This window comes from Mycoplasma sp. NEAQ87857 (assembly GCF_009792315.1).
Taxonomy (GTDB): Bacteria; Bacillota_I; Bacilli_A; order Mycoplasmatales; family Metamycoplasmataceae; genus Mycoplasmopsis.
Genome location: NZ_CP045542.1, coordinates 160,656 through 172,930, shown reverse-complemented (window position 1 = coordinate 172,930; position 12,275 = coordinate 160,656). Strand labels below are relative to the sequence as shown.

General features: G+C 26.1%; 11 protein-coding genes and 1 tRNA gene. 4 read left to right on the top strand and 8 right to left on the bottom strand.

The annotated features are described in order from the left end of the window. Positions 1–5 precede the first annotated feature (5 nt). From GE118_RS00725 to GE118_RS00715, 3 genes are read left to right on the top strand one after another with little or no spacing between them, the layout of a single operon-like run. The gene (locus tag GE118_RS00725) at positions 6–290 is read left to right on the top strand and encodes a DivIVA domain-containing protein (protein ID WP_158763554.1); all 285 of its coding nucleotides are present in this window, start codon (positions 6–8) and stop codon (positions 288–290) included. After that, the gene (ylqF, locus tag GE118_RS00720) at positions 250–1,134 is read left to right on the top strand and encodes a ribosome biogenesis GTPase YlqF (protein WP_370452048.1); all 885 of its coding nucleotides are present in this window, start codon (positions 250–252) and stop codon (positions 1,132–1,134) included. The genes GE118_RS00725 and ylqF overlap by 41 nt, the downstream gene beginning before the upstream one ends. Next, positions 1,127–1,495, top strand: coding sequence for a YigZ family protein (locus GE118_RS00715; RefSeq protein ID WP_158763553.1), 369 nt, complete (start codon positions 1,127–1,129; stop codon positions 1,493–1,495). The genes ylqF and GE118_RS00715 overlap by 8 nt, the downstream gene beginning before the upstream one ends. 72 nt (positions 1,496–1,567) lie before the next feature. Here GE118_RS00715 and GE118_RS00710 read toward each other — a convergent pair whose 3' ends face one another. The 8 genes from GE118_RS00710 to GE118_RS00675 form a co-directional block, all read right to left on the bottom strand. Beyond that, positions 1,568–2,569: a leucine-rich repeat domain-containing protein gene (locus GE118_RS00710; RefSeq protein WP_158763552.1), complete on the bottom strand. Its 1,002-nt coding sequence runs from the start codon at positions 2,567–2,569 to the stop codon at positions 1,568–1,570. A gap of 626 nt (positions 2,570–3,195) precedes the next feature. Beyond that, positions 3,196–5,670 carry a DEAD/DEAH box helicase gene (locus GE118_RS00705; RefSeq protein WP_158763551.1) on the bottom strand — a complete coding sequence of 825 codons (2,475 nt, stop codon included), beginning with the start codon at positions 5,668–5,670 and terminating at the stop codon, positions 3,196–3,198. Beyond that, positions 5,657–6,874 (bottom strand): site-specific DNA-methyltransferase, encoded by a 1,218-nt coding sequence (locus GE118_RS00700; protein ID WP_370452052.1) that lies wholly within the window; start codon positions 6,872–6,874, stop codon positions 5,657–5,659. The genes GE118_RS00705 and GE118_RS00700 overlap by 14 nt, the downstream gene beginning before the upstream one ends. A 50-nt stretch (positions 6,875–6,924) precedes the next feature. Beyond that, positions 6,925–7,317 (bottom strand): type III restriction endonuclease subunit M, encoded by a 393-nt coding sequence (locus tag GE118_RS00695; RefSeq protein ID WP_158763550.1) that lies wholly within the window; start codon positions 7,315–7,317, stop codon positions 6,925–6,927. Positions 7,318–7,515: 198 nt separating this feature from the next. Beyond that, positions 7,516–8,130 (bottom strand): DUF6088 family protein, encoded by a 615-nt coding sequence (locus GE118_RS00690; RefSeq protein WP_158763549.1) that lies wholly within the window; start codon positions 8,128–8,130, stop codon positions 7,516–7,518. A 265-nt stretch (positions 8,131–8,395) separates the two neighbouring features. Continuing rightward, positions 8,396–9,403 carry a nucleotidyl transferase AbiEii/AbiGii toxin family protein gene (locus GE118_RS00685; RefSeq protein WP_158763548.1) on the bottom strand — a complete coding sequence of 336 codons (1,008 nt, stop codon included), beginning with the start codon at positions 9,401–9,403 and terminating at the stop codon, positions 8,396–8,398. Continuing rightward, positions 9,396–10,001, bottom strand: a complete 606-nt coding sequence (locus tag GE118_RS00680; RefSeq protein WP_158763547.1) for a DUF6088 family protein — start codon at positions 9,999–10,001, stop codon at positions 9,396–9,398. Before GE118_RS00680 ends, GE118_RS00685 begins: the two co-directional genes overlap by 8 nt. A gap of 503 nt (positions 10,002–10,504) precedes the next feature. Next, positions 10,505–10,578: transfer RNA gene (locus tag GE118_RS00675), tRNA-Gly, on the bottom strand. Between the two features lie 140 nt (positions 10,579–10,718). Between GE118_RS00675 and metG the strand changes: the two genes are divergently transcribed. Then, a complete protein-coding gene (gene metG / locus GE118_RS00670) occupies positions 10,719–12,269 on the top strand; it encodes a methionine--tRNA ligase (RefSeq protein WP_158763546.1) in 1,551 nt (516 codons plus the stop codon). Positions 12,270–12,275 lie beyond the last annotated feature (6 nt).

Sequence of the window (12,275 nt, the reverse complement as noted above, 5' to 3'; positions counted from 1 at the left end):
GTAATATGAAAGAATTAATCAAACAAATCAATAAAAATATCATTGATAAAAACTTCCACATTAATCTTGAAGGATATTCAAAAGAAGAAGTAGATTCATTTATGGAACAAATTTCAACAATGTTATTAATTGTTGCTGAAAAAAATGATCAAAAAGATCAATTAATCAGCGAATTAGAACAATATATAGTTAATTACAAAAAGGAATTAGATCAACTTAAGTTAGAAAACGCTAGATTAGAAGCTAGTGTTGAAAAATTGAAAGAAGCAAGAAATACTAATGCAAGATAATATTGATACAAAGTTCCAGAATTTAATTCAATGATTTCCTGGTCATATGGCTAAAGCAATGAAGGAAATTAAAGAAAATGCTAATTTAGCAAATGTTTTCATTATTGTTTTAGATGCAAGATGTCCAATTAGTTCTTATAATGAGGACTTTGATCAAATTGCTCCACAAAAACCAAGATTATTCATTATCACTAAAAGCGATTTAATGGATAAAAGTAAAAAACAAATTATCGAAAAACGTTTTTCAACAGAACATTTACTTTGATTAGATTTAAGAAAACAATCAGCTAAAAAAATTATTTTAAATAAATTAAAACAAATAATGGCTGATAAAATTGCTAGCGATAGAAAAAAAGGATTAATTCAAAGTAGAATTAAATCCTTTGTAGTTGGAATACCTAACTGTGGTAAAAGTACTTTGATTAATTTAGTTTCTGAAAAAGCTAAGTTAAAAGTAGCTAATTACCCAGGGGTTACCAGAGAGAAAAAATGAGTGGTTAATGGAGAATTTCTATTTATGGATACTCCAGGTATTTTATTACCAAAATTTACTGATCAAGAAGTTGCTATAAAACTATTAACAATAGGTTCAATTAAGTCTGATTCATTTCCTTTAGAATTTATTGCTACTAAAATGTGAGCTTTAATTTCAAAATATTATCCTCAAAAACTTGAACAATTAGGATTTAAACCTTCATTTAGTGACACTGAAATTTATGGATTGTTCCATGAATATGCAGAAAAATTTGGTTTTTATAAAGAAAAATCAAGATTAGATTTAACTAAAGCACAAAATCACTTTGTAAATTGATGTAAAAATCTAAAAGATGTAACATATGATTAAAACTGAATATATCATTAAAAAATCTAAATTCTATGGATTTTGTATCCCTCTTAATGATAAAGCAGATGTTAAAAAAATAATTAATCAATATAAAAAAGAGCATAAAAAAGCTGCTCATGTAGTACATGCTTATTTAATTTTAAATAATGGTTGTGAAACCGCAGGTTTTAGTGATGATGGAGAACCTAAAAACACAGCAGGAAGACCAATTTATGATTTATTAAGAATGAAACAAGTTTATAATGTTTTAATCATTATTGTGCGTTATTTTGGTGGAGTGAAATTAGGTGCTGGAGGATTAATCCGTGCTTATAGAGAATCTGCAAAAATTACTATAGACCAATATTTAGATAATATTTAATAATCAACATAATAATACAAAAACATCCTTATTTATAAGGATGTTTTTAATTAAATATAAAGCGATTAATATTTAAGCTATATCAAATTGTTGCTTGATTTGTGCTTCATTTGGACATTTAAAGAATGCTTTATCACCAATTTTTGATAATAAAGGAGCATTAATTGTGCTTAAAAGAGAATATTTAAAAGCCATATTTCCAATCTCTTTTAATTTAGGGAAACTTACATTGGTTAATTTGGTGTTTTGAAAAGCGAAATCACCAATTTTTACTAATGACAAAGCAGAAATTTCACATATATTTGAATCAGAAAATGCAGCACTTTCTATTTCTTCTAATTTAGGAAAATTAACATTAGATAAATGTTTTGTTCATAAGAATGCAAATAAACCAATCTTTTTGAGCTTAGGAGCAGTGATTGATTCAAGTGGTGTTCTAGCAAAAGCGTTATTACCAATATGTTCTAGTTCTACAAAATCTATATTAACTAATTTGGAATTTGTAAAGATGTTGTCTCTTAAATAAGTTACTTTAGGAAAATATCCATATTTTAATTCTTTACAACTATTTACATTATCTATTCTTATAAGATTAGGAGCAATGATATATTTTAGGTTTGGGAATTTTGCTTTGTTTTTTTGATTTAATCAATTAATGTCTTGTGTATTTACATATAATCATTCTATTTCGCTATTTCCTTGTTCATATTTTGCAAAATTATTTTTTTGATCAATTAAAAGATTTATAAGATTATCATTATTTAAAATTTGATTTTTTATTTGATTATTTATACTTGATTCTTGTATTTCTTGCTTAAATAAATTAATTTTGTTTAATTTGGTATTTGTTTCATTATTGGATTCGTTTGGTTCATTAGTTTTATCATTAATGCTTGTTTGTTTTTTATCTTTGTTATTTTGATTTTTGGTTTTACTTGAAGAATTAGTTTGTTTTGGTTTTGTTGGTTCTATAGTTTTAGTTTTTTTTGGTGCATAAGTACAAGAAAATAAAGTTAAAGGCATTGATATTGCTGATGCTAACAATAACCTTTTTGTAATTTTAATTTTGTTCATATTATAAATCCTTTCTATATTCTTATGATTTAACTATTTTTAGATACTTAAATATAAATTTGTATTAGTTCTCATAAGATATGTATTAATATGAAATAAAAAAGATTTATAACTTTTATTAAAATCTTTTTCAATTTATGATTTTTATAATTTCTTGAAATATCTGATTATGCTTCTAGATATTTCAAGAATAAAAAAATATATCTTCATCATAAACTTAATAATTATGATTTAGAAATATATCATCATTATACACTAATGTTTAATTAATATATTTATTGATTTAGAACCATTAGATTAATATGTGGGATACACAATCCAAAAAGTAAAAGAGATTAAATGAACTATAAAAAATAGTTTGCCACTAATTTTATATATTTTTGGGTGCAAAATAAATCATAATCAACTCTATTGCTATTATTTCTGTGATAATCCAATAAATATAATTTGATTTTGCTGCTTAAAAACAAAGATAAATAAACTTTAATATAACAATAAACATCCTTTAGAGGATGTTTTATTATGCTACTTTGTGGGCTTTTAGGGTAATAGGGCTATTAGGATGATTAAGAGCCTTAAAGACAAAATAAAATTATCCCTATAAGGGATAATTTGCAAGGAGTTAATTATTCATTAAGTGCATCTAGTATTTCTGAGAATTGACCAATGCTTTCAGATTCTAATTTAGCAGCCAGTCCTTTATGAGTACTTGCTCCTTTAATAATATAATGTTCTCTGCCGTTTTCATTATTGTCTTTCATTAAAATAAAGGTTACAGTTCTTTCGTTTTTGAAAAGTTTATTAGAACTACTTAGGTTATATGATTTAACATAATCTTTATAGTTATCTAATAAATTATCTGTTTTAACACTGTCATAATCATTCTTTTCAGATTTGATTTCAACAAAAATTGTGTGAATTCCTTTATATGAACAAACAATATCAGGATAAGAATTTTTAAGTTCATTATCTTTGTTTAAAACTTGCACATTGATACCACTAAACACTGGATTACTGTATCAAAAAATCAATTCTTTATCATCTTTTTTATTCATAACTTTTTTCAGAGTTTTTAAACTATGTTCTTGAGGTTTAGAATGATATTTAATGAGATTTTGATCATATACTGATTCAAAAGCATAGGTTTTAATTTCTGTAATATCAAAGAATCCGCTTTTGTTTTTCAAGCTACTTTGAGCTTTTTTAACTGCTTCTTGATAATCATCAGTAAATTCTTCAAAATAAGTTGGAATAGTTTGTGGTTGGAGACTAAAGATATTTGCGATGTTATTATCTCCTTTGGTTAATTCAATCTTTTTCTTAATAAATCCTTTAATATCACTAAGTAAATAGGTATTAATAGCAACTAAAATAATATCTTTAGTAATAAATAAAGTATTTTGTGTTTGGTTTAATTTATCAATGATTTCTTGACAATTTTGCTCAAAGTTAGGAACACTTTGAATTACATCAAACTCTTTTTTATTTTTACTTAATATTTCATTAACAAAGATTTTTAAATCAATACTATTGAATGCTTTTCTTTCAATGTAAGTTGATTCTTTTTGTTGGTTGTTTTCATCTTTGATTAATGTTAATCTACTAATTAAAGGAATAAAGTGATATTTAACTCCATCTATTAGATCGTAATTTTCTTTATAACTTTCGATTAGAAATTTAACAGCATTAGTAATTGAAGTCTTAGTTAAATATTGACTAACTTCTTCGATTGAGTTATGGTCTTTAAGAGTTTTTGTAAGTTTTTCTTCGTTAATAACCCCTTTGAAAACTACTTGATGAAGAGATTTAAATTTCTCTTTTAAGTTTCAAACATTAGTGTAGTTTTTCATTTTAGGATTATTTGAGTAAATATAGTATTTATAAGCGACTGAATCTTCGCTATGTGGGTATGCAGGGTTTGGGTTTCTCTTAATTCTACCAACTGTTTGAGTATTAAGAGTCTCGGATGAAACGTTTCTTAATTGTACTAGCATTGTTGCTCTAGGAATGTTTCAACCTGTTGCTGGACCTACTTTAAAAATTATTACTTGGTAACCTGAGTCATCACGACTTATGTCTTTAAGTGAATTACCTTCTCTTAATTTATCTTCGCCTAAAATTCTTTCAATTTCTTTGTCATCATTAATGTGATGAGTATATGTTAAATTATGTTCATTAAGAATATCTTTAATCATCTCAACTTGTTTATAAAAGTCTTGATCACCATTAGTTTTGTTTCTAATTTGAATTAACATCGCAGGATTAATATTAACTAATCCAGGTTCTTTTTCATTGTCGGCGTATTCTTTTATTATTTCTTTGAATTTAACACACGCACTCTTAAGTAATTTTTCATTATCAATAGTTTCTGAATCACCTTCAATATCAGCGTTAATAAACATATTTTCTTTAATCAACTTAGGTGTATCATCTCTTAATTCACGTTCAGAAAGTACAACTCTTTTTCAATCTTTATTTTTAGGTGTAGCAGTCATGTATAACAAGTAATCAGCATTACTATTCAATAATTCTTCGAATCTTAAATCATCTTTTGAATTATTTGTTGTTTTACCAGAATCTATCCCAACGTGTGCCTCGTCCCGAATATAAACAATTTTATACCCTTGGTTTTTAGCGTCATGAATTAATTGTTCAATTATTTGTTCTTCTGTAAAAATTCTCTTTGAACCAAAGGTTGATTTACCAAAAATAAATACTTTGTTATTATCTAAACTAAGAGTTGAGTGTCAATCTTTCTTACTAAAGTTCTTATTACTTGATGGAGATTCTTCGTAGCTAATTTCAAAATTATTATTTACTAATCATGACTTATACTTAATTAAACTGTGTTCAAGTTGTTTAGGTAAATCACCAGAAGATAGTGTAGCTATAACAAACATTATTTTTTTATTTATACCATTTGCATATGAAATCATTTTATCGATAACATTAGCCATCATAAAGGTTTTACCACTACCTGTAGGTGCAGAGAACGAAACAATTAACTGGTTTTTATCATTGTTATAAGTTTCAAGATTTGGATTAGTGAAGTGATTAATTATCTCATCTACTTTTAATTGTTGAAGATTAGTTAATTTCATTCTCATCCTCTTTTTCAATAAGAGACTTTAAGAGATTTAATAGATTGCAATACTCTATATCACTTCTTGTTCTCGAAATGTTGAAATCAGCTAATTCTTGTTTTAAAAGATTGATTAAGTATTCTGTGCTAATTTCATTCTCTAAATTAGTATTAAATCTTTTAGAATAGAATAAGTCTAGATTTGATTTATAAGGGTTATTTTTAACTGCTCATTTAACCTCTTCACCATTTGCACCTATTCCATTGTTTATTCTAAATAATCTTTCATATGTAATAATTTCACCAATATTACTTTGATTATTTGTTATTAGTGTATAACTTCTAAATCCGTTATCTTCACTATTTAGTTCTTCAACAGCGTGTCCAGTTGTACCACTACCAGCAAAGAAATCTAATACTCTAGCATTTTTATTATTCACCATTTTTATTAGAGCTTTTATAGCACTAACTGGTTTTGGGTATGAAAAGATTTTATCGTCAAAAATTTGTTTAATCTCGTTATTACCAGCTGCGTTATTGAATTCTTTAGTAATCATTTTTGATGATGATCATGAAATACCACTTTTTCTTTCAACTATTTCATATTCACCTGTTTTAGTATTTTTATCAACTTTTCAATCTTTATAGTTTTTTACGTATAACATCCCTTTTGAGTTAGCGACAATAAAGTCGTTTTCTATCATAAAATCAACTCTATCTTTTGAAAATGATCAATTTTTGTCTTCTCTTGGATAGTATGTTTGTCCATTTAATTCAACAGGGAAAATATAACTTTTTTGTCCTGCTCCACCATCAAGTGGGTGTTTAATTGCGTAAAGACCTCTTTTGTCTTTAAATTTGTAATCGTCTCAATCACTTTCAACGTTTCCGAATTCTGGTAATAATAATTTATTTTTACAGAATACAAGAATGTAATCAATGTCTTTTTGGATGTAGTTTTTTCCAAATCTACCACCACCTGTTTTTGTTTGTCTAATAATATTGGCGATAAAATTATCAGCTCCAAAAATTTCATCCATTAAGACTTTGAGATAAGCTTGTTCACTATCATCGATAGAAACAAAAATTACACCATTTTCTTTTAGAAGTTTATGAGCTAATCTTAATCTTTCATCCATCATAGTCAATCAACCATTACGACTGAATTTATCACGATAAATGAATTTATTAGGATTAATATTTTCTTTGTCATCAGCTACTAAATTTCCATCAATGTAAGCTGATTCAGTATTATATGGAGGGTCGATGTAAATTACATCGTAAAGAGAGTTAGTACCTTGCTCTCTCTCTCTCCTTCTATCACTAATAAGTTTTTTAGTGCATCGTAGTTTTCACCGATAATTAGTTGGTTATGTGGTTTTAATGGATCATTAACAAATGATTTTTCTTCATCTTTCACAAGTAGTGAAATTGTATTTTTTGCTTCTGATGGAGCTGCATCAAAGGTAAATCCAACTTTTACTCTTTGAATTAGAACACGATAAGCGTTTTCGAACTCTAAAGTAGTGGTATTTGGATCGTTAAATAGCAATTCTAACATCTTCTTGATTAGATCTTTTTGATCTTTATTTAATTGTTTTGGACTTATATCTTCCAATTTTTGTAAATGGTGAGATAAAGTCTCTTGATTTTTCTTGTTTATCATTTTTTCCTCCATATTATGAAAATAACTTATTAAATTTTACAAAATTTAAATATCTAACTTAGAAATGAATAAATAAGTTTAAATATTAAATTTTTTGACTGGAAATTAGACATTAGTATTATTCTAATTGTTAAATTTTTAAAAAACAAGGATTAAAAATCCTTGTTTTAACTTGCTATTAAATCAAATACCAAACTACTACTCTTGATAATCAACTTCTGCTATTTTGTCAATAGTTTCTTTAATTCAGTAAGGTAATATGCTAGTATCGTATTTTAAATTTTCTTTAATTAATGGTTTTAATTGAGCTAATTTCTCAATATCAGCTTGTGTTATATTATCTTTACCTAGTGCAATAATTGATTGAATAACTAAATTTAATTCGTTAGAGAATTTAGTTATGATTCGCATTGCTGTTTTCTTAAAAATAATTTTCTCGCCTCTATAGATGTATTCTCTAGAAGGTCCATCGGATGCATAAGTCCAAATATCAGGAACTTTACTTGATAATCCAGAATAATTTAAAGCAAGATCGCCCATAGGAGCAACTTTTCAACTGTATTTATCAGCAATTTTCATTGCAACATCTTCAGCACTTGGATAAATATATTCTTTTGCTTCTTTGTTATATTTAAGTTTTACATATAAACCATCAAGAATTCTTACAATTTTACCTTCGTTATTTAACCTATATAAAGCTGACTTAACCGTATTTTTTTTATCTGATTTAAAGTCATAGAAATCATTAATCGAATAAATTTTTCCAGCGTTTCTTGTCATAACGTTTTGTATATGTTTTTTCATTGCTATCATTTTAAATCTCCTTTTTTGTGTCTAAAAATATATTACTTTGGGTGCGAAGTTTTAAGTATACAAATAATATTTATATAGGTATAGCGTTAAAAAAGATTAATTTAGTAAGTTGTTAAAAGTTCAACCTATTAAAAGAAAAATTACCCCATCTTGGGATAATTTTATAATACCTTTTGGTGTTTAAAGGTATTTACAACCTAGAAAATATAATACTAAAAGTGGGGAGGTGATTATATAAATAAAATAAAGGTTGATTTAACGCTAACTATTTATTCTTTATAGAATTATTAAATTCTTCTTGATATTCTGCTAAAGAATTAAGAATCTCATCAAAAGTCATAATCTCACCAAATAACATATGTTCTGTGAGAAGGTAATTTTCTCTAAATGCTTGAATACCATCTGTTGGAGGTATTAGTTTCATCTTTCCTTCTAACATTTGATCAATGTGATCTCAATTACAGGTGTAAAACTTATTGTTAAATTTAATAACAGATGCTAAAAGATCTAAATTCTCAAAACTTTTTTCTCTTAGATCGGTTTGTATCATCTTATAAACATCATAATAATGTCTTGAGTATCTAGAAGGTCAGTTACCATTGATTCTATTAGCTTCTTTATGTAAAATGGTTAATTTTTCATAAAAGTTTCTTAAGCTATCCATTGCAACAACCTTGATATCATCGCTAAATTCTTCAGGGAATACTTGTGCGATATAGGTATCAATTTGATGTTTAGATGATGGAATAGGTTCAACTATACACCCAATTTCTAAACGGATATATTGAGTTATTGAATTATGTGTAAAGTTTTTAGGATATTCAAAACGTATAGTATGTCCATCTTTTGGATCAATGTAAAGTTTGTATTTTTTACCTTTTAACATTTTGCTTAAATCATTTTTTATAATGGGTAGCATTTCTTCACGGATAAAGGTTTGAGTGTCGTTATTTAATCTATCATTAAACATTTCTTGTTGTCTCTTACTTCTGTGATCATATGGTTCATCTTTACCATAACCCATCAGTGTTCAATCTAAAGCTATATCAATATCTTCTGAGAATCTATTAATTAATTTATAAACTTTAGAAAGACAAGTACCACCTTTGAAAACAATACGATCCTTATATTTAAAATCATTGAATAAGTATTTTAAAATAAAACAAATCCAAATATCTTTTTCAATATAAGCAGTAGAAATATGTAATCTAAGAGCTGCGTTTTGAATAAGTTGCTTTAATTCTTTATTGGATAATTTTAGAATTTTATTCATAGTTTGTATCTTGTACTTTTTGTAAAACTTCTTGTATTCAATAAGGAAGTTTTTTAGCTTCTAATTTTAAATCCCCCTTTATAAAATTATTAAATCACGATAATCTTTCTATATCTATTCTACGAACTTTATCTTTACCTAATATTGTAATAGCTTGAATAACTAGTGCTAACTCTTTTGAGTAATTAGATATATTGCGTTTTGAAGTGTGTTTAAAAGTAATCTTTCATCCTTTATACATATACTCCTTTGAAGGTCCATCGGAAGCATATACATAAGCATTTGAGATCTGTGGTCATAAACCAGTGTAATTCATTGCCGAAACATCAGTTGGGACAATAGTTCAAGCAAACTTCTCAGCAATTTTTCTAGCAACTTCATCGATATCAGGGAAACAGTATTCTTTAATAATTTCGCTATATTCAGGTACCATATATAAACCATCTACTAACCTAGCAATTTTATTTTGGTTAGATAGCCTAGTTAAAGTGGCTTTGATTGCATTTTTTGAACCAAGATGATAAAAATCGTTGACTGTATATATTTTTCCTTCGTTTTCAGTCATAATATGTTCTATTTGTTTTGTTATTGATTCCAATTTTTAACCTCCTTTTGTAATTAAATTATAAAGTTTTGGACAAAGTAAAAGCAAAAACAATAAAAAATCTTGCCACATTTTCACAAAGTTCCATAAATGAAAAAAAATAATAATTATGTATCCAAAAGTATATCACTTTGGGTGCAATATAATTTTATTATATCATTCTTAAACACCTATTATTCTTACGTTTAAGTTTATATAAGAATTTTATTCGAAGTTAAAGTCAATTTAATAAAATACACTCCACCAACAAGGAATAAAAAACAGGTTTTAAATAAGTGGTTAAGACTAATTTTGACGCACCCAAACTGATATATTTTTTGTGATTACAAATTTTAAAAACATATTGCATCTCCATTAGTTTTAAATAAACTTGATAAAAATAAATTTAATTATAGGTGTGTCCAAAAATATATAAATTTGGGTGCGATAATAAATGTGGAACAAAAAAGCATAAAAAAATAACAAGCATTGCTTGTTATATGGTCAATTTCTTGAAATGGAGCGAGTGAAGGGAATCGAACCCTCACAGTCAGCTTGGAAGGCTGAAGTTCTACCATTAAACTACACTCGCATTTGTGTTATTATTATAACACAATTTTTTTAGTTTATAATATTTTTTTATTTATTAGCGCTAAATGCATTTATCATTATAGAATAAATGCAAAAATATTATAATTAAAAAAGTTAATTTCACAATAAAAAAGAGGTATTATGAATAAAAAATTTTATATAACTACTCCAATCTATTATGCAAGTGGTAATTTACATATTGGTCATTTATATACAACTACAGTTACTTGAGTTATTAAAAATTACAAGAAACTTAGAGGTTATGATGTTAAGATGCTTACAGGTAGTGATGAACATGGTCAAAAAATTGAGCAAAAAGCTTTAGAAAACAATGTTGATCCTCAAACATTTGTTGATGGTTTAGCTGAAAAATATATTAATATGTGAAAAGTGTTTGATATTGATTATGATTTTTATTCTCGTACAACTTCTAATCAACATAAAGAAAGTGTTAGAAATATTTTTAGCACCTTTTTAAATAAGGGTTTTATTTATAAAGATAAATATAAAGGTCTATATTCAATTAGTGATGAAGAGTTTTTAACTGAAACTCAAGCAGTAAAAAAAGGTGATAAATATTATCACCCTCAAAGTGATCATGAACTTGTGTGAGTTGAAGAAGAAAGTTATTTCTTTGATATGCAAAAATTTCAAGGGTGATTAAAAGATTATATTAATTCTCATGATAACTTCTTATTCCCTAAAAAAATTGTGCATGAACTAATGAATAACTTCATTGATAAAGGAATTGAAAATCTTTCAGTATCTAGAACTAATATTAATTGAGGGATTAAAGTAAATGAGGATACTAAATACACTTTATATGTTTGATTAGATGCATTATGTAACTATATTACTATGCTTGGATATGATCCAAAACTAGAAACTCAACCACAATTATTTAGAGAGTTTTGAGAAAATGAAGATGCTGAAGTTGTGCATATTTTAGGAAAAGAAATTGCAAGATTTCATATGATTTATTGACCAATTTTTCTAGAAGCATTGAATTTAAGACAACCATCAAGAATTCAAAGTCATGGTTGAATTATCACACCAACTGGTAAAATGTCTAAATCAAAAGGTAATGTAGTTGATCCTTTTGAATTGTTAGAAAAATATCATCCAGAAATGATTAAATACTTTTTAGTTTCTCAAATTCCTTTAGGTGAAGATGGGGTTTATGATGAAGATCGTTTTGTTGATATTATTAATGCTGAATTAATTAATAATTTTGGAAACTTAGTTTCTAGAACTTTAAAAATGAAATCAAACTCTTTTGATGGATCAATTAAATATCAAGCACCAAGCAATGAATTAGATTTAGATATTGAGCAAAAAATTGCTGCTTCAATAGCTGAATATCAAAATTATTTTGATAATTATGAGCTTGATAAAGCTTTTAAAGTAGCGATTAATTTATCAAATGATTTAAATAAATATATTGATTTAACTAAACCTTGAACCTTAAAAGAAGATTTACCAAGATTGGAACAAATTTTAGTGAGATTATTAAATGGAATTTATGCTGTTGCTACTTATTTACAAGTAGCTTTACCAAGAAAAATAGAAGAAGTAGCTAAAGCTCTTGGTGTAGCAAGTTTTTCATTGGAATTAATTACAAACTACTGCAAATTTGATAATATTATACAGGCTAATGAATTTTCATTATTTCCACGTATTAAAAAACAATAATTGAAA